General features: G+C 68.4%; 21 protein-coding genes. 17 read left to right on the top strand and 4 right to left on the bottom strand.

Annotated features, from left to right (window positions below):
- Together A5773_RS12500 and A5773_RS12495 are read left to right on the top strand one after the other, a co-directional pair.
- Complete coding sequence (locus A5773_RS12500; protein WP_082948208.1) at nucleotides 1–1,107, top strand: type III polyketide synthase; 1,107 nt, start codon at nucleotides 1–3, stop codon at nucleotides 1,105–1,107.
- A gap of 11 nt (nucleotides 1,108–1,118) precedes the next feature.
- Nucleotides 1,119–1,622: an isoprenylcysteine carboxyl methyltransferase family protein gene (locus A5773_RS12495; RefSeq protein ID WP_067791152.1), complete on the top strand. Its 504-nt coding sequence runs from the start codon at nucleotides 1,119–1,121 to the stop codon at nucleotides 1,620–1,622.
- Nucleotides 1,623–1,637: 15 nt separating this feature from the next.
- Here A5773_RS12495 and A5773_RS12490 read toward each other — a convergent pair whose 3' ends face one another.
- Nucleotides 1,638–2,483 carry an SDR family NAD(P)-dependent oxidoreductase gene (locus A5773_RS12490; RefSeq protein ID WP_067791126.1) on the bottom strand — a complete coding sequence of 282 codons (846 nt, stop codon included), beginning with the start codon at nucleotides 2,481–2,483 and terminating at the stop codon, nucleotides 1,638–1,640.
- A gap of 195 nt (nucleotides 2,484–2,678) precedes the next feature.
- Here A5773_RS12490 and A5773_RS12485 point away from each other — a divergent pair, with 195 nt between their 5' ends.
- Both A5773_RS12485 and A5773_RS12480 read left to right on the top strand, forming a co-directional pair.
- Entirely contained in the window at nucleotides 2,679–3,716 is a 1,038-nt protein-coding gene (locus tag A5773_RS12485; protein ID WP_067791124.1) for an alpha/beta hydrolase, read from the top strand.
- Nucleotides 3,717–4,051: 335 nt separating this feature from the next.
- Nucleotides 4,052–6,709 carry an FHA domain-containing protein gene (locus A5773_RS12480; RefSeq protein WP_197505380.1) on the top strand — a complete coding sequence of 886 codons (2,658 nt, stop codon included), beginning with the start codon at nucleotides 4,052–4,054 and terminating at the stop codon, nucleotides 6,707–6,709.
- A 12-nt stretch (nucleotides 6,710–6,721) separates the two neighbouring features.
- On the opposite strand, the gene A5773_RS26290 is transcribed toward A5773_RS12480, so the two are convergent.
- Complete coding sequence (locus A5773_RS26290) at nucleotides 6,722–6,886, bottom strand: hypothetical protein (protein WP_197507875.1); 165 nt, start codon at nucleotides 6,884–6,886, stop codon at nucleotides 6,722–6,724.
- Nucleotides 6,887–7,159: 273 nt separating this feature from the next.
- Between A5773_RS26290 and A5773_RS12470 the strand changes: the two genes are divergently transcribed.
- Genes A5773_RS12470 through fadD1 form a run of 9 tightly spaced genes read left to right on the top strand, consistent with a single transcriptional unit; the run spans nucleotide 7,160 to nucleotide 16,194 of the window.
- Nucleotides 7,160–8,338, top strand: a complete 1,179-nt coding sequence (locus tag A5773_RS12470) for an acyl-CoA dehydrogenase family protein (protein ID WP_067791122.1) — start codon at nucleotides 7,160–7,162, stop codon at nucleotides 8,336–8,338.
- Between the two features lie 3 nt (nucleotides 8,339–8,341).
- Nucleotides 8,342–9,460 (top strand): acyl-CoA dehydrogenase family protein, encoded by a 1,119-nt coding sequence (locus tag A5773_RS12465; protein WP_067791117.1) that lies wholly within the window; start codon nucleotides 8,342–8,344, stop codon nucleotides 9,458–9,460.
- The gene (locus A5773_RS12460; RefSeq protein ID WP_066953738.1) at nucleotides 9,457–9,966 is read left to right on the top strand and encodes a MaoC family dehydratase N-terminal domain-containing protein; all 510 of its coding nucleotides are present in this window, start codon (nucleotides 9,457–9,459) and stop codon (nucleotides 9,964–9,966) included. Before A5773_RS12465 ends, A5773_RS12460 begins: the two co-directional genes overlap by 4 nt.
- A 7-nt stretch (nucleotides 9,967–9,973) precedes the next feature.
- Entirely contained in the window at nucleotides 9,974–10,429 is a 456-nt protein-coding gene (locus A5773_RS12455) for a MaoC/PaaZ C-terminal domain-containing protein (RefSeq protein WP_066953741.1), read from the top strand.
- A complete protein-coding gene (locus A5773_RS12450; RefSeq protein ID WP_067791115.1) occupies nucleotides 10,426–11,628 on the top strand; it encodes a thiolase family protein in 1,203 nt (400 codons plus the stop codon). Before A5773_RS12455 ends, A5773_RS12450 begins: the two co-directional genes overlap by 4 nt.
- 2 nt (nucleotides 11,629–11,630) lie before the next feature.
- Nucleotides 11,631–12,032: a Zn-ribbon domain-containing OB-fold protein gene (locus A5773_RS12445; protein WP_067791113.1), complete on the top strand. Its 402-nt coding sequence runs from the start codon at nucleotides 11,631–11,633 to the stop codon at nucleotides 12,030–12,032.
- A gap of 30 nt (nucleotides 12,033–12,062) precedes the next feature.
- Nucleotides 12,063–13,019 carry an alpha/beta hydrolase gene (locus A5773_RS12440; protein WP_067791111.1) on the top strand — a complete coding sequence of 319 codons (957 nt, stop codon included), beginning with the start codon at nucleotides 12,063–12,065 and terminating at the stop codon, nucleotides 13,017–13,019.
- Entirely contained in the window at nucleotides 13,016–14,608 is a 1,593-nt protein-coding gene (locus A5773_RS12435) for an NAD(P)/FAD-dependent oxidoreductase (protein ID WP_067791110.1), read from the top strand. The genes A5773_RS12440 and A5773_RS12435 overlap by 4 nt, the downstream gene beginning before the upstream one ends.
- Nucleotides 14,605–16,194 carry a fatty-acid--CoA ligase FadD1 gene (fadD1, locus tag A5773_RS12430; RefSeq protein WP_067791109.1) on the top strand — a complete coding sequence of 530 codons (1,590 nt, stop codon included), beginning with the start codon at nucleotides 14,605–14,607 and terminating at the stop codon, nucleotides 16,192–16,194. Before A5773_RS12435 ends, fadD1 begins: the two co-directional genes overlap by 4 nt.
- Here fadD1 and A5773_RS12425 read toward each other — a convergent pair.
- Entirely contained in the window at nucleotides 16,170–17,045 is an 876-nt protein-coding gene (locus A5773_RS12425; protein ID WP_232001842.1) for a DMT family transporter, read from the bottom strand. The genes fadD1 and A5773_RS12425 overlap by 25 nt on opposite strands.
- Before the next feature lie 256 nt (nucleotides 17,046–17,301).
- On the opposite strand from A5773_RS12425, the gene A5773_RS12420 reads away from it, so the two are divergent.
- The 4 genes from A5773_RS12420 to A5773_RS12405 are packed head-to-tail and all read left to right on the top strand — an operon-like array spanning nucleotide 17,302 to nucleotide 21,761.
- Nucleotides 17,302–18,399 carry a ferredoxin reductase gene (locus tag A5773_RS12420; RefSeq protein WP_067791107.1) on the top strand — a complete coding sequence of 366 codons (1,098 nt, stop codon included), beginning with the start codon at nucleotides 17,302–17,304 and terminating at the stop codon, nucleotides 18,397–18,399.
- A gap of 28 nt (nucleotides 18,400–18,427) precedes the next feature.
- Nucleotides 18,428–19,822, top strand: coding sequence for a fatty acid desaturase (locus A5773_RS12415; protein ID WP_369817357.1), 1,395 nt, complete (start codon nucleotides 18,428–18,430; stop codon nucleotides 19,820–19,822).
- Nucleotides 19,823–19,882: 60 nt separating this feature from the next.
- Entirely contained in the window at nucleotides 19,883–21,250 is a 1,368-nt protein-coding gene (locus A5773_RS12410; protein WP_082948207.1) for a molybdopterin-dependent oxidoreductase, read from the top strand.
- A complete protein-coding gene (locus A5773_RS12405; RefSeq protein WP_067791103.1) occupies nucleotides 21,243–21,761 on the top strand; it encodes a hypothetical protein in 519 nt (172 codons plus the stop codon). The genes A5773_RS12410 and A5773_RS12405 overlap by 8 nt, the downstream gene beginning before the upstream one ends.
- Here A5773_RS12405 and A5773_RS12400 read toward each other — a convergent pair.
- Complete coding sequence (locus A5773_RS12400; protein ID WP_067791101.1) at nucleotides 21,738–22,097, bottom strand: SHOCT domain-containing protein; 360 nt, start codon at nucleotides 22,095–22,097, stop codon at nucleotides 21,738–21,740. The genes A5773_RS12405 and A5773_RS12400 overlap by 24 nt on opposite strands.
- Between the last annotated feature and the right edge of the window lie 52 nt (nucleotides 22,098–22,149).

Genomic DNA, 22,149 nt, shown 5'->3' with positions numbered 1-22,149 from the left:
ATGACTGCAACATCGCATCTCACATCCACATCGCGGGCCGTCCAGCGTGGCAGCGGCGCGCCGCACATCGTCGGCGCCGCGGTGGCCTTCACTACGCACCGCTACAACCAGGACGAAGTCGCCCGCGAGCTAACCGAATTCACCGACCCGCGGTTTCTGCGCTTCGCGCAGACGACGGGGGTGGACCAGCGCAGCCTCGCGCTGCCGCTGTCGCGTTACCCGCGGTTGAGCGGCTTCACCGAAGCGAACGACGCCTATCTCGAGGTCGCCGTCGACCTCGGCGAGCGGGCGATACGGTCGGCGCTGGCCGACGCGGGCATAGAACCACACGAGGTGGACACCATCGTGATGGTATCCAGCACCGGGATCGCGGTGCCCACCATCGACGCACGGCTGATGGCCCGAATCGGATTGCGGCCCAATATCAAACGTGTCCCGCTGTTCGGTCTGGGCTGTGTCGCCGGCGCCGCCGGGATGGCGCGCGTGCACGACTACCTGCATGGCTACCCGGGGGATGTGGCCGTGCTCCTGTCGGTCGAGTTGTGTTCCCTCACGCTGCAGCGCGACGACACCTCGGTTCCCGCCCTCATCGGTGTGTCGCTGTTCGGTGACGGCGCCGCCGCGGTGGTAGCCACGGGCGCCGATCGAATCCCTCGGGGCCGCAGGGATCGTCGGGCGCCCCGAATCCTCGGGACCCGCAGCTGCGTCGTGCCCGAGACCGTCGACGTCATGGGCTGGAACGTCGGTTCCAGCGGTTTTCAACTCGTGATGTCGCGCGACGTGCCGAAGATGGCCGACGCCCATCTGCGCAAAGAGGTTGACGGATTCCTGGCCGACCACGGCCTGTCCCTGCCGGACGTCTCGACGTGGGTGTGTCACCCCGGCGGACCCAAAGTCCTCGACTCGATTGAGGACGCACTCGGACTACCGGCGGAGGCGTTGATCCACAGCCGGAACTCCATGCGCGACAACGGCAATATCTCTTCGGCATCCGTGCTCGACGTGCTGCGCCGAACGGTGGCGGAGCCGCCGGCCGAAGGGAGCTTCGGGGTCATGCTGGCGATGGGTCCGGGCTTCAGCTTCGAGCTGCTGCTGCTGCAGTGGTGAGGGGCGAGGCCGTGTACTACTACCTGTTGATTCTGGCGATCGGCGGCGAACGCCTGGTCGAGCTGGCGGTCGCGCAGCGAAACACCAAATGGTCATTCGCGCACGGGGGCAAGGAGTTCGGCCGCGACCATTACCCGGCGATGGTCAGCATGCATGCTTTGCTGCTGGTTTCGTGCGTCGTGGAAACCTGGGCGCTTCACCGGCCGTTCATTCCGTGGCTGGGCTGGCCCATGCTCGCGGTCGTGGTGCTCAGCACGATCGTGCGGTGGCGCTGCGTGAGCGTCCTCGGCAGGCGCTGGAACCCAAGGCTAATCGTGATCCCGGATGCTCCGCTGGTTAGCGACGGGCTGTATCGGTGGGTGCGCCACCCCAATTACACGGCGGTCGCGGCGGAGGTGGCGGCGTTGCCGCTGGTTCACTCGGCGTGGCTGACGGCGACCGTGTTCACCATCGCGAACGCGCTCGTGCTCAGGGTGCGCATCCGCGCGGAGAACGCCGCGTTGGGCCTGGCCTGAGGGCTGTCCGCGTGATCAGGGCGCGATGGGGCGATTCGTCCACTCGCGGTCGGGCCGGCGCGACGAGCGGAACCAACCGCCCGCCGCGCCGGTACCGCCGTCGGTCGGGATGGTGTGGCCGGTGACGAAGGCCGAAAAGTCGGAAGCCAGAAACAGGATGACGTGGGCCTGATCCTCGGGCACGCCCATCCGGCCGAGCGGCACCCACTGCGGCCACTGGGTCTGCTCGTCGGCCGACAGCCACTGCGAGTAGGGCACCTGGAGGGATTCGGTGACGTCGGGGGCGATCGCGTTGACTCGCACCCCATGCACGCCCACCTGCACCGCAAGGCTGCGGGTGAACTGGATGACGGCGGCCTTGAATGCGGCATAGACCGGGTCCTCCGGGTAGCCGCGCAGGCCCTCGACGGAGGAGACGTTGACGATCGCGCCGGCCCGCCGGGCCACCATCTCCGGCAGGAACGCGTGGGTGACCAGGAAGACGTGGTGCAGGTTGATCCGGTACAGCTCGTCCCAGAACTGGGTGTCGGTGTCGACGAAATCTCCCGGATGGCGCAGCCAGTGGCCCACGTTGTTGACCAGAACGTCCACCCGGCCGTAGCGGTCCAACACCGATCGCGCCAGGTCGTCCACCGCATCCGCATCACGGACGTCGGTAACCACCGCCACGGCCGATCCACCCGAGGCCGCGATGTCATCGACGGTGCCCGCGGCAAGTCCGCCGTCGATATCGACGATGACCACGTGTGCGCCGTGCTGAGCGAAGACCCGGGCGGTGGCCGCGCCGATGCCGCCGCCACCGCCCGTCACCACCGCCACCCGGCCGCCGAGCAGCGGCTCAGCGCGCGTTTCGTCGCTCATCGCTCATATCTTGGCGTAGTGGGCGGATATCGGCCGGAAATCGGCCAAGGCCAAGGCGCGGCAAGCCGCGGAAAGTTCCCTTGTACCCATCCGCCCGCGCCGATAAACCGTGATGTAGCCAACATTCATGCGACCTTAACTCGCAGTTTTTCCCAGCCGTTGCGGGGTATTCCCTGCCCACTTAGGAGGGATTGCATGGTTAGCACCACCGATCCGCGTCGCGTATTGCCAAGTCTCGCAATGAAGCGGCGAATCCACCATCGCCACAGCCCGCAATCGGTCGCGGTCTCGTTGGCCAGCCGCCTGATTGTGAAGAACACCGTGCGCGCGTGGGCATTCAGCCCGAACCTGCACTGGCCATTCGAATACGTCGACGGGCTCGCGGGATTGGCGCCGCGCCTCGGCATTCCGGCGGATATCGAACCGGTGCAGCTGGAAAACTGTGCCGCCGAGTGGGTTTGCGCCCCCGGCGCGTCGACCGATCGGGCCATCCTCTATCTGCACGGCGGTGCCTTCCTGACCTGCGGGCTGAACACCCATCGCTCGGTGGTGACGCGTCTTTCGAAAGCCGCGGACGCCGCCGTGCTCACGGTCGGATACCGAAAGCTGCCCACGCATCAGATAACCGACGCGATCGACGATGGGCTGAGCGGCCTACGCTGGCTGCAGGATCGCGGCTTCGACGGCGACCAGGTAGTAGTGGCCGGCGATTCCGCCGGCGGATATCTCGCGTTCATGACCACGCTGCTGGCCATCAGCAGTGAGCTGATGAGGCCCGCGGGGATTGCGGCGATCTCACCGTTCACCGACGCCGACCCGGCACGAAAGCTGAAGCACCGCAACGCGCGCAAATGCTCGATGTTCACCCGTGGGGCTTTGTCGATGTTCGCCCAATACCTCAGCAGGGCACAGCTTTTGGAGGGGCGCGGCGATTCCACCGTCGCCTCACCCGTCGACGCCGATCTCTCGTCGTTGCCGCCGGTGACCATCCATGCCAGCTCCGACGAGTTGCTGCTTCCGGATGCCGAATTCATGGCAAAGCGCTTGGAAGCCAGCGGAATCCCGTGCGATCTGCACCTATGGGACGGACAGATCCACGACTTCCCGCTGGCGGCGGACATCCTGCCCGAGGGCCGACGGGCCATTCGCTACATCGGGGATTTCATCAAGGACGTCACCGCAGCGCGCGAGTCGTGGCGCTATAGTTTGCACGCCACCGCAGCCGCGGGGTAGCAGAACCCCCGGAAGTGCCTGCAGCCCGAGCTGATTCGACAATGACGAGCCGGGTCACCTACTGGTCGACATCCTCGGATTCGTGGTCCATCAGACTGCTCCTGCCAGTCGGGCGGGGCGTCTGGAGCGACCCGGCACTCGCGGGGCCGTCGCCGGGCGGAACGTCGGCGGTGGCGCGCAGGGAGACGTCGGCGACGGAACGCTCCTCCCATGCACGGCGGGTTCCCCACCCATACGGCAAACCCGGGGCCCAACGCGTCGCGTCCTAGCTGGTGGCGAGGTCCGGCCGAAATTCGGCGTCCCGATTCTTGCGGCTGCCGATACAGTTGGTCCTGATGAGCCGACCAGCCCCGCCCGTGTTGACCGTGCGGTACGAGGGATCCGAGCGCACGTTCGCCGCAGGCAATGATGTTGCGATCGGGCGTGACCTGCGGGCCGACGTACGCGTGGCGCATCCCCTGATCTCCCGCACCCACCTCATCGTCCGATTCGACCAGGGCCGATGGATCGCCGTCGACAACGGCAGCCTGAACGGGCTGTTCGTCAACCATCATCGCGTGCCCATGGTCGACATCCAGGACGGCACGCGCGTCAACATCGGCAATCCGGACGGCCCGGCGCTTACCTTCGAGGTCGGCCGCCACCAGGGCTCGGCCGGGCGCCCCCCGCTGACGACCTCGATACCGATCGTCAACCCGGCCAGCATGGCGAACCCTCAGGTGCCCCAGACCCAGCCGCCCGGCGCGCACTGGCCCGGCCAGCCCCAGCAGTCACCGTCGGCCGCTTTCCGGCAGCCCAGCGGACCGCAGCCCGTCCACCCGCCGAGCGGATCGATGCCGAGCTACCCGTCGGCCCCCCAGCCCCGATACCCGACCGGTGGCCATCCCGCGGCACCGCCCAGCGGACCACAACAGGCACCGCACATCTACCGCTCGTCGCCGGTGAATGTTCCCCCGACCCACGCCCAGCCCCCGACGGGGCTGGAGACCGGCCGCGTCGGCGCTGATGCGTCGAACCTCGCGACATCGATGCTGAAGATCCTGCGGCCCGGCAAAGCCGCGGCGGAGTCCGCGCCTGGCGCGATCAAAATCGGCCGGGCCAACGACAACGACATCGTCATTCCCGAAGTGCTGGCGTCCCGCCACCACGCCACCCTGATTCCGACGCCACACGGCACCGAGATCCACGACAACCGCAGCATCAACGGCACCTTCGTCAACGGCGCCCGGGTCGACTCGGCGGTGCTGCACGACGGCGACGTCGTCACGATCGGCAACATCGACCTCGTCTTCGCCGGCGGCACGCTGGCCCGCCGCGACGAGAGCGCGACCGCCACCCCCACGGGCGGCCTGGACGTGCGCGGGGTGACCTGGACGATCGAGAACAACAAGACGCTGCTGGACGACATCTCGCTGGGAGCGCAGCCCGGAACGCTGACGGCCGTCATCGGCCCCTCGGGTGCGGGCAAGTCGACGTTCGCCCGGTTGGTCGCGGGATACACGCACCCGACCAGGGGCACGGTCGCGTTCGAGGGCCACAACGTGCACGCCGAGTACGCCTCGCTGCGCAGCAGGATCGGCATGGTCCCCCAGGACGACGTGGTGCACGGACAGCTGACGGTGCAGCAGGCGTTGATGTACGCCGCCGAGCTGAGGCTGCCCCCGGACACCACGAAGGACGACCGGGCTCAGGTGGTGGCCCGGGTCCTCGAGGAACTTGAGATGACCCAGCACCTGCACACCCGGGTCGACAAGCTCTCCGGCGGCCAGCGCAAGCGCGCCTCGGTCGCCCTCGAGCTGCTGACCGGGCCGTCGCTGCTGATCCTGGACGAGCCGACCTCGGGGCTGGACCCGGCGCTGGACCGCCAGGTGATGACGATGCTGCGGCAGCTGGCGGACGCCGGACGTGTCGTGCTCGTGGTCACCCACTCGCTGACGTACCTGGACGTCTGCGATCAGGTCCTACTGCTGGCGCCCGGAGGCAAGACCGCCTTCTGCGGGCCGCCTGGCCAGATCGGGCCGGCCATGGGCACGACGAATTGGGCCGACATCTTCAGCTCGGTCGCGGGCGACCCGGATGGGGCGAAGGCGCGGTACCTGGCGCGCACGGGTCCGCCGCCGCCACCACCCCCGGCGCAGCAGCCCGCCGACCTGGGCGACCCGTCGCACACGAGCCTGTTCCGGCAGTTCTCCACGATCGCCAGGCGGCAGGTCCGGTTGATCTTCTCCGACCGCGGCTACTTCGTCTTCCTGGCGGTGCTGCCGTTCATCATGGGTTCGCTGTCCATGTCGGTGCCCGGCGACGTCGGGTTCGGCATCCCCAATCCCATGGGCGCCGCACCCAACGAGCCCGGCCAGATCCTGGTGTTGCTCAACGTGGGCGCGGTGTTCATGGGGACCGCGCTGACCATCCGCGACCTGATCGGTGAACGCCCGATCTTCCTGCGCGAACAGGCGGTCGGCCTGTCGACCAGTGCCTATCTGATGGCGAAGGTCTGCGTCTACACGATTTTCGCGGTCATCCAATCGGCGATCGTGACCATCATCGTGCTGCTCGGCAAGGGCGGTCCGTCTCAGGGGGCGGTGGCGCTGGGCCGGCCGGGTCTCGAGCTGTTCGTCGACGTCGCGTTGACGTGCGTGGCCTCGGCGATGCTCGGGCTCGCGCTGTCGGCCATCGCCAAGTCGAACGAACAGATCATGCCGCTCCTGGTGGTGGCGGTCATGTCGCAGCTGGTGTTCTCCGGCGGCATGATCCCGGTAACCGGGCGGCTCGGACTGGACCAGATGTCCTGGGCGACGCCGGCGCGCTGGGGGTTCGCGGCGTCGGCCTCCACCGCCGACCTGACCAAATTGGTGCCCGGTCCGCTCAGCCCGAAGGATGCCCACTGGCATCACACGCCGGGCGCATGGTGGTTCGACATCGCCATGCTGGTGGTTATCAGCGTGTTCTACCTGAGCTTCGTCCGCTGGAAGATCCGGCTCAAGGGCGGCTGAGCTCGCGCCGGGTCAGGCCCCCTTGCGGATTACCTGCTCCGCGGCCGTCCGCATGCGGTCGGACAATTCCAGGAGCGCATGCTCGCCAACGCCCAGCGGCAGGGTGTACGCCAGCTGGCGCAACTCGACGGCATAGTTGCGCATGTCTTCGCGGAGGCGGGTCTCAAGAGTGGGCATGACTTCTCCCTCAGGCTGCGGCTGGGCAGAGTGCCTGGTCAGCATCGACCGGCCGATGTAAAAAGCTTGGCAGCCCGACCGCGCATCTGCGAGAGCGCCGACGCGAATTAACGGGAGTTTGACAGCGCCTTTACAGTCGGAGCGATCAGATGGCGCCCCGCGCCGAGGGTGACGTCACGACGAAATCCCTGGCGTGATCTCACCGTGGCGTTACGCTGGCGCTGCTTGGTGATAAGCCTTTCAGAAAGGCTGCAGAAAGGCAGAGCCACCCCAATGGATTTCGAACTCGACGCCGGGCAGCGCGCCTGGCTCACCGAGATCCGCGAGTTCCTCCACGACAACGTCACCGCGGAGCTGCGGGCCGAACTCGCCGAGCACGATCTGGAGTTTCCCGACGGCGAGGTCGCCCGGTTCCGTCGCAGGATCGGGGAGAAGGGCTGGTTCGGCCTGAACTGGCCATCCGAGTACGGCGGACTGGGCCTGGGTGCCATCCACCTGCATCTGCTCATGAGCGAGTTCGAGTACTGGGGCGTCCCCGGGCCCGACCTGACCGTCACGTCCGTGGCGCCGATGATCATGCGGCACGGCACCGAACGGAACAAATCCGAATGGCTGCCGCTGATCGCCAAGGGCGAAATGATCTGCGCCGTAGGCTATTCCGAACCCGACGCCGGCACCGACCTGGCCAGTCTGCGCACCAGTGCTGTCCGCCACGGCGACGAATGGGTGATCAACGGCACCAAGACCTGGAACAGCGGCGCACAGCGCGCCACCCACGAGTGGCTTTGCGTGCGTACCGACCCCAACGGCGTCCGGCATCGGGGCATTTCGGTCATCATCGTGCCGATCGACAGTCCCGGCGTGACGATCCGCCCCCTCTACGCGTGGTCGGGGTATCGCACCAACGAGGTGCACTTCCGCGACGTCCGGGTGCCGGTCACCAACCTGGTGGGCGAGGTCAACCGCGGCTGGACGTACATCACCGGCGCGCTGGACCTGGAACGCGGCGCGCTGACCAACGCCGGCGACCTACGCCGCGCCGTCGATGAGCTGCGCGAGCTGGCGCGAACGCCGCGCCGTGACGGCACGGTGCCCGCCGACACCCCGTCGCTGCGGCACCGGCTCGCGCAGGCGGAAGCCGACGTGGCGGTGGCCACCCTGATGGGCTACGAGGCCGCGTCGATCCTCGACAGCGGCGTCATCCCTTCGGTGGAGGTCAGCATCGAGAAAATCTTCACCAGTGAACTGCGCCAACGCATCGCGGTGCTCGCGCTCGACCTGCTCGGCCCGGACGGTTTGTTGGCGCACCGCAGCCAAGAGGCGCCGCTGGGCGGCAAGTTCGAGCGGCTCTATCGGGCTGCGCCCCTGATGCGTTTCGGCGGCGGCACCAACGAGGTGCTCCGCGACATCATCGCCCAGCGCGGGCACAAGATGCCCAGCTATGGGCGCTGACGCATGAAAGCGATACCCACCGCTGAGCGGCGCGAGTTCGCCGCGACGCTGCGCGCACTGTTGGCGGCCGAGAGCCCCGTGCCGTTGGTGCGCGCGCTGAACGAACCGGACGCGGACCGTCGCACCCCGGCGCTGTGGAAGGCGCTGACCGACGCGGGCATCCTAGGGCTGGCCATCGCCGAGGAATACGGTGGCTCCGGCGGCTCGCTCGACGATCTCGCCGTCTTCTACACCGAGGCGGGGCGCGCGCTATGCCCGACGACGATTCACAGCAGCATTCAAGCCGCGCTCGCGGTCGACCAGCTCGGCTCCCCGAATGCCAAGGGCACCTGGCTGCCGCCGCTGGCCCGCGGCACCGTTCGCGGCACCACGGCGCTGTGCAGCGCACGCGACGCCGCCGTGGTGTCGGCGGCACTCCGCGCCGACCCGGTGTCGGGGCAATGGCGGCTGAACGGCATCGCGGACTACGTCGCCGACGCCGACGTCGCCGACATCATCGTGATTTCGGCTGCGGCGCAAGAACATACGTTCGCTTTCGTCGTCGAGACCAAAGCAACCGGGGTAGCCACGGAACCGCTCGCGATGGCCGGCGGGAACCGGGCGTTCACCGTGCGCTTCGACGACGTTGTGGTCCCCGCCGACGCGCTGCTCGGTGACGTCTCCGCCTTGCAATTGCGCCGAGTGGCCAATTCGGCGGTGGCATTGGGATCGCTGGACCTGGCGGGAGTCGGGCAGGCGGTCCTCGACCGCACCGTCGACTACACCACGCTGCGTCACCAATTCGGCCGGCCCATCGCGTCGTTCCAGGCCGCCCAGCACCTGGTCGCCGACATGCACATCGCCGTGGCGGCGGCGCGGCTGGCCGCCCACGCGGCGGTCTTCTGGATCGCACGCGGCCGCACGGCGACCCGGGAAACCGCCATCGCGCGGATGCACGCGGCCGGCGCGGCCAGGCTGGTCACGCTAAATGCCCACCAATTGCACGGCGGCATGGGGTATGTCACCGAAACCGACCTGCATTTGTGGACGGAGCGGGCACGGCTGGGCTCGACGTGGGGTGGCGGGGCGGACGTAGCCGCATCGTGGCTGGAGGAGACGCTGGACTCGGAGGAGCCTGGATGAGCTCGAATGAACATGACAGCTTGATCGATGCCGAATCCGCGTCGCGCGTCGGCACCGTCGCCGCCACGGCGACAGGCGAAATGAACCGGCGCGACTGGCAACGCTGGGCGGCGGCGATCGGTGACCACAACCCGTTGTGGTTCGACCCGGACTACGCCAGGGCCAGCGGCTTTCGTGACATCATCTGCCCTCCGCTTTACCTGCAGTACGCGGTGCTCGGTGTTACGCACCTCGAGGCACTGCGGCCCGACGGTTCCTCCGGCGCGATCTCGGGCAGCCTCGCGTTCCCGCGCGCGCCGAAGCGGATGGCCGGCGGCGAGAGTTTCACCTTCCACCTGCCGGCCTATCACCGCGACGACATCGAAATGGTGCGCAGCGTCGAGTCCATCGTCGAAAAGCAGGGCCGCTCCGGCAGATTCGTGTTGGTCACCTGGCGCACGGTGTACCGCAACCAGCACCGAGAGCTGCTCGCCGAAGCATCGACTTCGATGATCGCCCGTCCCTAGGAGCGTCATGGCCGACCAAGTCTTTTATGAGGACGTCGAGGTGGGTGACGCGATGCCCGACCTCACCGTCACCGTCGACGAGACGCAGTTGTTCTTTTTCAGCGCCGCCACCTACAACGGCCACCGCATCCATTACGACAAGGACTGGGCGCGCACGGTCGAGGGCTACGATGACGTGCTGGTGCACGGCCCGCTGCAGGCCGCGCTGCTCGGCCGGGCCATCGGGGACTGGATCGGCGCCCGTGGCCGGCTGGTGTCCTTCTCCGTCCAGAACCGCGCGGTCGCTCACCCCGGCCAGCCGTTGAGCTTCGGCGGCACGGTCACCGGCAAACGCCTCTCCGACCGGGGCGCCGGGCTGGTGGACCTCGACATCGCCGGTCGCCGCGAGGCGACGGTGCTGATGCCCGGCACGGCGACGATCGAACTACCCCGCCGCCGAACGCCTCGGGGAGCCGATCGGTGACCGGCCTGCGGGGTGAGGCCGCGATCGTCGGCATCGCCGAGTTGCCGGCGCAGCGGCGTCCCACCCGCCCGCCGCTGTTCACCCTCGACCAGTACGCGCTGCTGGCCAAGATGGTGATCGAGGACGCCGGCGTCGATGCCGCGTGCGTCAACGGCCTGCTGACCCACGGCATCGCCGAGTCGGCGATGTTCGCACCTGCCACCCTGTGCGAATACCTCGGCCTGCCACTCGATTTCGGTGAGCGCGTCGACCTGGGCGGCGCCACGGCGGCGGGCATGATCTGGCGGGCCGCGGCCGCCGTGGAGCTCGGCATCTGCGACGCGGCCCTCGCCGTGGTTCCGGGATCGGCTTCGCAGCCGCAGTCCGAGAAGCGGCCACCGCCGGCCGCCAATTGGTATGGGGCGTCGTCGAACAACTATGGGTCGCCGCAAGCGGAATTCGAGATCCCATATGGCAACGTCGGCCAGAACGCACCCTACGCGCAGATCGCGCAGCGCTATGCGGCCGAGTTCGGCTACGACCCTGCGGCGGTGGCCAAGATCGCCGTCGACCAGCGCACCAACGCGTGCGCCCATCCGGGCGCGGTCTTCCACGGGACCCCGATCACGGTCGACGACGTTCTCGCCAGCCCGATGATCGCCGACCCCATCCACATGCTGGAGACCGTGATGCGGGTGCACGGGGGAGCGGGCGTGCTGATCGCCAACGCCGACATCGCCCGGCGCGGCCGCCACCGCCCGGTGTGGATCAAGGGCTTTGGCGAACACATCGCCTTCAAGACCCCGACGTACGCCGAGGACTTGCTGCGCACCCCGATCGCCCGCGCCGCCGACCGGGCGTTCGCGATGGCCGGCCTGAACCGGTCCGAGGTGGACATGGCGTCGATCTACGACTGCTACACCATCACCGTGCTGATGAGCCTCGAGGACGCCGGGTTCTCCGGGAAGGGCGAGGGGATGTCCTGGATCGCCGGCCACGACCTGACCTACCGCGGTGACTTTCCACTCAACACCGCCGGCGGACAACTGTCCTTCGGCCAGGCCGGCATGGCCGGTGGCATGCACCACGTCGTCGACGGTGCCCGGCAGGTGATGGGCCGGGCCGGCGATGCGCAGGTGCGCGACTGCCACACCGCTTTCGTCACCGGCAACGGCGGCATCATGAGCGAGCAGGTCGCGCTGCTGATGCGGGGGGACTAGCGGTGAGCATCCCGGTTCCCGAGCCGACGCCGGTGTCGCGGCCCTTCTGGGACGCCCTGGCCCAGCACCGCATCCTGGTGCAGTACTCACCCTCGCTGGGGCGCTACGTGTTCTACCCGCGCACCCTTGCCCCGGGAACATTGGCCGACGATCTGGAATGGCGCGAAATCGACGGCGCGGGAACGCTGTACACGTTCACGATCGCCCGCAGGCCCACCGGCCCGCCCTGGGCCGGCTCGCTACCGCAGCTGCCGGCCGTCGTGCAGTGGGACGCGGGACCGAAATTCAGCACCGAGCTGGTGGACGTCGACCCTGGCGACGTCGGAATCGGCATGCGGGTCGAGCCGGTATTCTACGATCTGCCCGAAGACGAAATCACCCTATTGAAGTACCGGCCGGCGTGACCGACTCAACGAGGAGTTCGGGAGGTGTACATGGACGATCCGTTTGACGGCGTCCAGGCGATGCTGCGCGAGTTGGACGCGGGATTCCCGCGCGTCGAGGCCATGACCGCCGCGCAGGCCCGCGCCGCCGTCGCCCAGCGGCGCCAGCCCGTCGACAACATCGACGACGTCCACCGCACCGAAGACCGGTCGATCCCGAGGCCCGGCGGCACCATCCCCGCGCGGGTCTATTACCCGCACGGCGAGCCGCAGGACGACCGCGCCGCGGTCGTGTTCTGCCACGGTGGCGGATTCGTGTTGTGCGACATCGACTCCCACGATGGCTTCTGCCGCGCCCTGGCCCGCGGCACCCAGGCCGTCGTCGTGTCGGTCGGCTACCGTCTCGCGCCCGAACACCCGGCCCCCGCGGCCGCCATGGACGCCTTTGCGGCGTTCTCCTGGGTTGTCGGCCACGCGTCCGAACTCGGCATCGACCCGGCGCGGACCGCCATCGCCGGCGACAGCGCCGGCGGCAACCTCGCCGCGGTCACCGCCATCCTGTGCCGTGAACGTGCCGTCGCCGGGCCGGCCGCGCAGCTCCTGATCTATCCGGCCATCGATCCGTCTTTTGACACCGAAAGCTATCAACGCTGCGCCACCGGCCACTTCCTCACCAGCGCTGCCATGCAGTGGTACTGGCGGCAATATCTCGGCGCCCAAACGCTTCCGGAGCAGGCCCACCTGGTGGCACCGGCGCGCGCGGGGTCGCACGCCGACCTGCCGCCCGCGGTGATCGTCACCGCCGGCCTCGATCCGTTGCACAGCGAGGGCTGCGGCTATGCGCGCCGGTTGCGCGAGGCGGGCGTGCGCGTGGTGCACCGCGACTTTCCGGACCTGTTCCACGGCTTCCTGACCATTCCGTCGTTTCCACCGGCGGCCTCGGCGCGTGACCTGATCTGTTCCGACCTGCGGGAGTTACTGCAGCCCACCCTCTGCGAGTCGGCATGACGCAAGCCGACGTGATCGTCATCGGCGCGGGGTTCGCCGGGCTCTACGCCGTGCACCGGGCGGCGGCGGCGGGCCTGTCGGTGCTCGGCCTCGAGGCGGCGCCCGACGTGGGCGGCACGTGGTACTGGAACCGGTACCCGGGCGCCCGGTGCGACGTCGAAAGTGTCGACTACTCCTACTCATTCGACGAGGAACTGCAGCAGAGCTGGACGTGGACCGAACGCTTCGCCGCCCAGCCGGAGATCCTGGCCTACCTGCGCCACGTCGCCGACCGGTTCGATCTGCGCCGCCACTACCGATTCGGCGTCGACGTCGACGGCGCCGCGTTCGAGCAAGGCCAATGGCGGGTCCGTGCGCGCGATGGTCAGGCCTACGCCGCGCAGTTCCTGATCTGCGCGACGGGCTGCCTGTCGGCGGTCAACCGCCCTGACATTCCCGGCGTAGACGATTTCGCGGGCGAGGTGTACTTCACCGCCGCGTGGCCGCGCGAAGATCCCGACTTCCGCGGCAAGCGCGTGGGCCTGATCGGCACGGGATCGTCTGGCATCCAAGCGGTTCCGATCGTCGCCGCGCAGGCGGATCGGCTGGTGGTATTCCAGCGGTCCGCGAACTACAGCATCCCGATGCCCAACCGCCCCTGGACTCCGGAGGAGCAGCAACAGATCCGGGAGCAGTATCCCGAGCGCCGCCGCGCCTCGGCCTACGCGGCCGCGGGCACCCCGCACGGCACGTACCACAAGAACGCGGTCGACACCGAACCGCAGGAACGCGCCGAGGCACTCTGGCGGCGCTGGCGCGAGGGTGGGGTGCTGTTCGCGAAGACGTTCCCCGATCAGAACTCCGACCTCGCCGCCAACCACATCGCCCGGGAGTTCGCCGAAGAGCGGATCCGCGAAATCGTCGCGGATCCGGTCGTGGCCACCGACCTCATACCCGTCGACCACCCGATAGGGACGAAGCGAATCTGCACCGACGGCGGTTATTACGCCGCGTTCAACCGCGACAACGTGTCGCTGGTGAACCTGCGCCGCGAGCCGATCGAGGCGGTCACCGCCGGCGGCGTGCGAACCAGCGCGGCGACCTATCCCTGCGACGTGCTGATCTTCGCCACCGGCTTCGACGCGCTGACCGGCGCGCTGACCGGCATCGACCCGGTGGGGCCCGGGGGAGTGCGACTGCGCGACGTCTGGGCCGACGGCCCCCTGACCTTCCTCGGGCTGATGGTGCCCGGCCTGCCGAACCTGTTCACCATCAGCGGACCCGGCAGCCCGTCGGTGCTCGCCAACATGGTGCTGCACGCCGAGGTGCAGGTCGACTGGGTCATCGGGCTGGTGTTGACCACCCGCCGCCTCGGGGTGACGGAGGTGGAGCCGCGCCGCGACGCCGCCGAGGCCTGGACCGACCACGTCGCGCAGGCGGCCGAGCGGACACTCTTCCCCAAAGCGGCCTCGTCGTGGTACCTGGGCGCCAATATCGAAGGCAAGAAACGGATTTTCATGCCGTACGCCGGTGGGTTCGGCACCTATCGTCACCACTGCGACGATGTGGCGCGTCGCCACTACGCCGGGCTGGTGCTGACCACCCGATGATCGAGACGGTTCAGCAGCTGCTGCGGCAACGCCGCGACGACGACGCCCCGGCCCTCGCCTCCGGCGAGCGCACCTGGACGTGGCGCGAACACCTCGCCGAGGCGGAGGCGGAGGCCGCCGCGCTGATCGGGATCGCCGACCCGGCGCGTCCGCTGCACGTCGGGGCCCTGCTGCCCAACTCCCCGGCGATGCTGCGCGCCATGGCCGCCGCCGCGCTGGGCGGCTACGTGCTGTGCGGGATCAACACCACGCGGCGCGGGGCGGGGCTGCTGGCCGACATCCGGCGGTCCGACTGCCAGCTGCTACTCGTCGACCCGGAACACCGCGAACTGTTGGATCACCTGGACCTCAACGGGATTCAGGTGCTGGACGTGACGGGTCGGCGCTACGCCGAACTGGTGGCCGCCGCGCCGCCCCTGGTTCCGCACCGCGAGGTCACCGGCGGGGACACGCTGATGATGATCTTCACCTCGGGGACCAGTGGTGATCCGAAGGTCGTCCGGCTCGCCCACGCGATGGCGGTCATGTGCGGTGCCAGCCTGATCTTCCAGTACGACGTCACCGCCGACGATGTCTGCTACCTGTCGATGCCGCTCTTTCACTCCAACGGCATTGCCGCCGGATGGGCGGTCGCGATCGGTGCCGGCGCCACCATGGTCCCGGCCCGGTTCTCGCCGTCACGCTTCCTCGACGACGTGCGCCGCCACCGCGTGACGTACCTCAACTACGTCGGCAAGCCCCTCGCATTGGTCCTGTCCACTCCCGAGCGGCCGGACGACGCCGACAACACGCTGCGGGTGGCTTTCGGCAACGAGGCGACCGACCGCGACATCGCCGAATTCGCAAGGCGTTTCGGTTGCCGCGTGGTGGACAGCTTCGGTTCCAGCGAGTTCGCGGTGATCGTCGTCCGCGAGGACGGCACCCCGCCCGGATCGATCGGCAAACCATACGCGGGAGTCGGCATCTACAACCCGTCGACGCTCACCGAGTGCGCCGTCGCGGAATTCGACGAACACGGGGCGCTGACGAACTTCGACGACGCGGTCGGCGAGCTCGTGAACACCCAGGGCGCGGGCCCGTTCGTCGGCTACTACAACGATCCGGCCGCTACCGCGCAGCGGATGCGGCACGGCATGTACTGGTCGGGCGATCTGGCCTACCGCGACTCCGACGGCTGGATCTACCTGGCCGGCCGCACCGCGGATTGGATGCGGGTGGACGGCGAGAACCTGGCGGCGGGGCCGATCGAGCGGATCCTGGAACGCCTGCCGGAGGTGAGCCAGGTCGCGGTCTACGCGGTGCCCGACGAGCGGGTCGGCGACCAGGTGATGGCCGCCCTGGTATTGCGAGACGGGGCGCGGCTGGGGCCCGACGACTTCGCGAGCTTCCTCGCCGCGCAACCGGACCTGTCGCCCAAGGCCTGGCCGCGGTATGTGCGCATCAATGCCGAGCTGCCGACGACGGCGACCAACAAGATCCTCAAGCGCGCGCTGACGGCCGCCGGCGTCAGCGCCGAGGGTGGCGTGTTGTGGACCCGGCCGGCCCGCGGGACGGCCTACCGTCAGCTGACGGCTTCGTCGGCCTGAGCCGATTCGGCAACCTCCTGCGGCGCTTCCCCGAACCGCGCCAGCACGAGTGTCGCCGACACCGCCACCACAAAGCCCGCGATGACCAGCCAGCCAAGCCCGTCGCGTGCGCTGTCGCCCAGCCACACCACTCCGACGAACGCGGGCGCGATGGTTTCACCGACGACCATCCCGGCGACGGCCGTGGTCACGGACCCACGGTGCAGGGCGGAGGTCAGCAGCAGGAAACCCGCGGCCCCGCCGGCGGCCGCCGCGTACAGCGCCGGATTGGTGTAGAAGGCGCGTTTGGTCGGATCGATCACCTCGATCAACCGCACGCCGACCTCGATGACCCCGAAGCCCGTCCCCGCCGCCAGCCCCAGCGCCAGCGCGCGCGGCCGGTCGGGGAGTCGGCCCGTCACCGCACCGGCGATGAATATCGCGGCCACCACGCCCAGCAGAGCCCACCCGAGACCGGCCGGGGCGTGCCGGAAGTGCCCGGGCCCGGCCGCGAGCGCGAGGATCACCAGGCTCGCGCAGACCACACCCACCGCGGTCCATTCGGACGGAGACAGCCGCGCCGACAGCAGCCAGGCGGATGCGATGCCGGTGACGGCGATCGAGGCGGCCAACGCCGCGGCGACCACGTAGATCGGCACCATGCGCAGCGCCGCCACTTGAAGGAGGAAGCCGACGCCGTCCAGGCCGACGCCGACGAGGTACCGCCACTGCCGGGCGGCGCGCATCAACAGCACGGTATCCACGCCCGAGCCGCTGCCCGCTTCCACCGATCGCGTCGCCGCCGCCTGCAGCACCGACGCGGTGCCGTAACAAACCGAGCAACCCAAAGCGAGGAGGAAGCCGATCAGCACACCTCGAACAATAGGCGTCGGCGCGGAGCGGCGCGGGCGAGCGGCCGGCTGAGAATTCTCTGAACAAATGTTTGGGCGGGGTGCCCTCCGGGCACGTCTCACCTACGCATGGCGTCGACTCCACCCAGGTCCCGATCGCGAGTAGTGAACAGCCATGCGTAATTTCTATGGCCGTTGAGTGTCTGTTGAACAATGCACCACAAGGCAATTCAAAACGGACGTTTAAAGTGAGTGCACAACTGTGTACTCTGACGGCATGGCTGAACGAGGCGCCCAGCCCGAGGTCCCACGGGGACGACGGTTGTTCCTGCGCGCGGTACGGCGCTTGTTCAGCCCGCTGCAGCCGGACGACTACCTCGAGATGATCAACCCGCTGTGGACCACCAAGGAGCTGCGCGGGAAGGTCGAAGCCATCGAGCAGCAGGGCTCGGAAGCGGCCAGCGTTCTGATCCGCCCCGGATACGAATGGCCGGGCCACAAGCCCGGTCAATATGTGCGCCTCGGCGTGGTCATCGACGGCGTCTACCACTGGCGCGCGTACTCGCTGACGTCGGATCCCACGCCCGAAGACGGACTCATCAGCGTCACGCCCAAGAGGGTCGACGGCGGCGCCGTGTCGCCGTATCTCGTCCACAAAATTCAGCCCGGGGATCTGGTGCGGCTCGGCGAGATCGAGGGCGTCTTCACCCTGCCCGAGCCCGTGCCGGACAAGATGTTGTTCATCAGCGCCGGCAGCGGCATCACGCCGATCATCAGCATGCTGCGCAGCCTCGATAGCCGCGACGAGATGGGCGACGTGCTGGTCATTCACTCCGCGCGCACCCGCGAGCAGGTCATGTTCGCCGAGGCGCTCGAAGAGCTCGCCGGCCGCCACGACGGGATGCGGCTGGACCTGCGCCTCACCTCCGAACAGGGGCGACTGACACCCGAGGACCTCGATGAGGTGTGCCCCGACTGGCGCGAGCGCGAGGCGTTCTGTTCGGGACCCGGCGAGATGCTCGACGCCCTGATCGAGCACTGGGAAGAAAACGGGGATCGCGAACGCCTGCACTTCGAGCGGTTCCAACCGAAGATAGGCGGCGACGCCAACGCCGGCGAGGGGGGCACGGTCTGCTTCCTCGACAGCGACAAGGAAGTCGAATGTGACGGCGGCACATCGATTCTCGAGGCGGGCGAGAAGGCCGGCCTCAACCTCGCATTCGGCTGCCGGATCGGCATCTGCCACACCTGTGTCGGCACGCTGAAGTCAGGCAAGCTGCGCGACCTGCGCTCGGGTGACGTGATCGAACCGACCGAACAGGACGTCCGAATCTGCATCAACACCGCCGAGGGCGACGTCGAACTCGAACTCTGATCGAAAGGAGCGGCTTGTGACAACTGCCGTGAAGAGGGCCGGGGAGAGCCCGCTGTCCCGACTGGGGGAGCAAGAACTCGAAAAGCTCGCAAAGGAATTCGACGCGATCCACGACGACGTGTTCGCCGATCTCGGCGACCGCGACCGGCGCTACATCAAGAACGTCATCTCGGCACAACGTCAGATCGTCGTGGCCGGCCGGGTGCTGTTGCTGGCATCGCGCTCGAAGACCGCGTGGCTGCTGGGCACCGCCTGTCTCTCCATGGCCAAGATCCTGGAGAACATGGAGATCGGCCACAACGTGATGCACGGCCAATGGGATTGGATGAACGATCCCGACATCCACTCGTCGGTGTGGGACTGGGACACCGCGTCGACCGCCGAGTCGTGGAAGCACTCCCACAACTACATCCATCACACCTTCACGAACATCCTCGGCAAGGACAAGGATCTCGGCTACGAGATCATGCGCATCGACCCCAACCAGAAGTGGGCTCCGCGCTATCTGGGCCAACCGATCTACAACCTGCTGCTGACGCTTCTGTTCGAGTGGGGCGTTGCCGTCCACGACATGGACATCGACGCGATACGCAAACGCGAGAAGCCGTGGTCGGAGGTGCGCAAGGACCTCAGAGGCATCGGCGTGAAGGCCCGCGCGCAGATCTACAAGGACTACCTCGGGTGGCCGGCCATCAGCGCCGGGGCCTTCGCCCTGACCCAGCTGGCGTTGCGCGGCCGGCTCGAGCAGCCGGCGCGGTCCCGCATCGGCAGGCGGATCCGTCGGGTGTCCAACAAGGGCAGGGCCGCCAAGGCGGCGAACTTCCTCGACAAGGTCGCGCCCGGCGTCGAAAGCACCTACCTGCGCACCCTGACCGCCGCCGCGCTGGCCAACGTCATCCGCAATGTGTGGGCGCACGCGATCATCTTCTGCGGCCATTTCCCCGACCAGACGTACACGTTCACGCAGGAAGAAGTCGAGAACGAAAGCCGCGGTGGCTGGTATGTACGCCAATTGCTGGGCGCCGCGAACATCGATGGCGGCCCGCTGTTCCACATCATCAGCGGCAATCTCGGTTATCAGGTCGAGCACCACCTCTACCCGGACATGCCGAGCAGTCGATACTCGGAGATCGCGCCGCAGGTCAAGGAAATCTGCGAGCGCTACGAGTTGCCGTACAACTCCGGCCGTTTCTCGAAGCAGTGGTGGATGGTGCACCGCAGCATATTCCGCCTGGCCTTTCCGGGCGGAAAGCCACGGCCGAAGCCGGGCCCCTACCACGGCAACGTGCATCGACCCGATCCCGATCGGCCCAGCGAGGGCACGCGGTTCCGTGAGCGTGTCCCCGCCGAACACCCGGCCGCGGGGCCCGAACACGATTCCACGGGCGTCGAGGTGGAGCCCCCGCCGCGGGGCAAGGACTGACGCGCGGCGCTGATCCGCGAATCTGAACCATTTCCGTCGGCCGGTCGTGGATGATCATCGATGGTGCAGGGCATCCGCGGGTCCGACAGCGAAGAGACCGAGCCGACGGCCGATTCCGGCGGCTTCGGGTTTCCGGCGCGGCTGTGGAGCTTGCTGGACAAGCACCCGCCGCCGGGTGTCCGCCAAGCGCAACGGTGGCGCAGCCCGCTGCGGGGTCCGTGGCTGACATCCGTGTTCGGTTCGGTGCTACTGGTCACGCTGCCGGTCGTCATCGTCACCGGCCTGCTTTCGTACATCGCCTACGGACCTCGGTTCGGCCAAGCCATCCCGGGCGACGTCGGCTGGCTCAAGCTGCCCACGTTCGATTGGCCCACCAACCCGTCATGGCTGTATCGGCTGACCCAAGGACTGCACGTCGGGCTCGGGCTGGTCCTGATCCCGGTGGTGCTCGCCAAGCTCTGGTCGGTGATACCGAGGCTGTTCGCATGGCCGCCGGCCCGATCGATAGCCCAACTGCTGGAACGGGTTTCGCTGCTGATGCTGGTCGGGGGCGTCCTGTTCGAGATCGTGACGGGTGTGCTGAACATCCAGTACGACTACATCTTCGGATTCAGCTTCTACACCGCGCATTACTTCGGCGCGTGGGTGTTCATCGCCGGATTCGTCGTGCATATCGCGATCAAGATCCCGACCATGTGGTCGGGCCTGCGCTCGATCGCACCGCGCGACGTCCTGCGCACCCGGCGTGCGGACACTGCAGCCCAGGCGTGGGAGCCGGACGGGCTGGTCGCCGCGGACCCGCACCCCGCGACGATGAGCCGCCGCGGGGCGCTCGCGCTGGTGGGTGGCGGCGCGCTGTTCATGGCCGTCATCACCGCGGGCCAGACGCTGGGTGGTTTCGCGCGACCCGCCGCGCTGCTGCTGCCGCGTGGGCGCACCCGTGGCGACGGGCCCAGCGACTTCGAGATCAACCGAACCGCGGTAGTCGCCGGCATTTCCGCCGAGAACACCGGCGAGCGCTGGCGGCTCACCCTGACCGGCGGTCCCCGCCGCGTGGTGCTGGACCGCGTGGCGCTGCTGGCCATGCCGCAGCACACCGCCGTCCTGCCGATCGCCTGCGTGGAAGGCTGGTCGACCACCCAGACCTGGACCGGGGTGCGGCTGGCGGACCTGACCCGGCTCGCCGGCGTTCCCACGCCGGAGTCGGCGCTCGTCTCATCGCTGGAGCGCTCCGGCGCATTCGGCCGAGCGACACTGCAGCGGAACCAGGTGCTGCACCCCGACGCGCTGCTGGCATTGCGCGTCAACGGCGCCGACCTGTCCCCGGATCACGGCTTCCCGGCGCGCATCATCGTGCCGGCGCTGCCCGGGGTGCACAACACCAAGTGGGTGGAGTCGATAGCCTTCCGGGCGGCCGCAAATGTCTAGCGCCCGAGCGGGTTTCGCAAAGCTCTACGGGTCTCGCCCGGTGCATCTGCTGACCCTGATCGCCGGGTTTGCGCTCTTGGGCTACGTCGTGGTCATGATAAAACCGGTCGCACTGTGGAACCCACAAGTGTGGTGGCAGTCGATCATCGTGTGGTTCGCCGCCGCCATCGTCGCCCACGACCTGGTGTTGTTCCCGATCTATGCGTTTTTCGACGGGCTGCTCTCGCGGACCGTTGTCCGGCCCGCAACGCCGCCCGTGCCGGTCAACTACATCCGGGTGCCCGCGCTGGGTGCGGGGCTGACGCTGCTGGTGTTCCTTCCGGGCATCATCAAGCAGGGCGGCGCCACCTATTCGGCTGCCACCGGTCAGACGCAGGACCCCTTTCTGGGGCGCTGGCTCCTGCTGACTGCGGCGCTGTTCGGGGTCAGCGCCACGATCTACGCGATCCGCGTGGCGACGGCGCGCCGGCGGACTGGCGCGGCCGACCTAGATGTCGGCGATGATGTGTAGCCGCCGGGCGCTGTACTCGGTGTCGGAGATCGCGCCTCTGGCGTGCAGTTCGTCCAGCTGCCTGAGGCGCTCGGAAAGCGGCGGCTCGGAGAGCGGGAGCGCGGCCGGGTGGGCGTGGGCGCCGCCGTTGTGCTGCAGGGTCGCGCCCTTCGTGCTCCACCCCGAGCCCAGTTCGATGAGCCGCAGGGCGAACAGCACGCCGGCGCCGGTGACGGGCAGGCCGAGGTAGAGCATCCACCCCAACGGCACGCCGGCTCGGCTCAGCGCGAAATAGCGTGTCAGCAGCACTAGCGCAAGCATCCCGCCGGCCAGTAGCACGACGACCTTGCTTCTCATTGGCGATGTACCTCCGGGTAGGTCGCTGCGGGGTCACAGCGGTGGTGGGGCA

This window comes from Mycobacterium sp. 852014-52450_SCH5900713 (genome assembly GCF_001667075.1).
GTDB lineage: Bacteria > Actinomycetota > Actinomycetes > Mycobacteriales > Mycobacteriaceae > Mycobacterium.
This window is presented reverse-complemented; position numbering and strand designations above follow the sequence as displayed.

Excerpts from the sequence above, each read along its gene's own strand:
- A5773_RS12500 (WP_082948208.1), top strand. The coding sequence starts at position 1 with ATGACTGCAACATCGCATCTCACATCCACATCGCGGGCCGTCCAGCGT.
- A5773_RS12490 (WP_067791126.1), bottom strand. The coding sequence starts at position 2,483 with ATGAGCGACGAAACGCGCGCTGAGCCGCTGCTCGGCGGCCGGGTGGCG.
- A5773_RS12485 (WP_067791124.1), top strand. The coding sequence starts at position 2,679 with ATGGTTAGCACCACCGATCCGCGTCGCGTATTGCCAAGTCTCGCAATG.
- A5773_RS12480 (WP_197505380.1), top strand. The coding sequence starts at position 4,052 with ATGAGCCGACCAGCCCCGCCCGTGTTGACCGTGCGGTACGAGGGATCC.
- A5773_RS26290 (WP_197507875.1), bottom strand. The coding sequence starts at position 6,886 with ATGCCCACTCTTGAGACCCGCCTCCGCGAAGACATGCGCAACTATGCC.
- A5773_RS12470 (WP_067791122.1), top strand. The coding sequence starts at position 7,160 with ATGGATTTCGAACTCGACGCCGGGCAGCGCGCCTGGCTCACCGAGATC.
- A5773_RS12465 (WP_067791117.1), top strand. The coding sequence starts at position 8,342 with ATGAAAGCGATACCCACCGCTGAGCGGCGCGAGTTCGCCGCGACGCTG.
- A5773_RS12460 (WP_066953738.1), top strand. The coding sequence starts at position 9,457 with ATGAGCTCGAATGAACATGACAGCTTGATCGATGCCGAATCCGCGTCG.
- A5773_RS12455 (WP_066953741.1), top strand. The coding sequence starts at position 9,974 with ATGGCCGACCAAGTCTTTTATGAGGACGTCGAGGTGGGTGACGCGATG.
- A5773_RS12440 (WP_067791111.1), top strand. The coding sequence starts at position 12,063 with ATGGACGATCCGTTTGACGGCGTCCAGGCGATGCTGCGCGAGTTGGAC.
- A5773_RS12435 (WP_067791110.1), top strand. The coding sequence starts at position 13,016 with ATGACGCAAGCCGACGTGATCGTCATCGGCGCGGGGTTCGCCGGGCTC.
- fadD1 (WP_067791109.1), top strand. The coding sequence starts at position 14,605 with ATGATCGAGACGGTTCAGCAGCTGCTGCGGCAACGCCGCGACGACGAC.
- A5773_RS12420 (WP_067791107.1), top strand. The coding sequence starts at position 17,302 with ATGGCTGAACGAGGCGCCCAGCCCGAGGTCCCACGGGGACGACGGTTG.
- A5773_RS12410 (WP_082948207.1), top strand. The coding sequence starts at position 19,883 with ATGGTGCAGGGCATCCGCGGGTCCGACAGCGAAGAGACCGAGCCGACG.
- A5773_RS12405 (WP_067791103.1), top strand. The coding sequence starts at position 21,243 with ATGTCTAGCGCCCGAGCGGGTTTCGCAAAGCTCTACGGGTCTCGCCCG.
- A5773_RS12400 (WP_067791101.1), bottom strand. The coding sequence starts at position 22,097 with ATGAGAAGCAAGGTCGTCGTGCTACTGGCCGGCGGGATGCTTGCGCTA.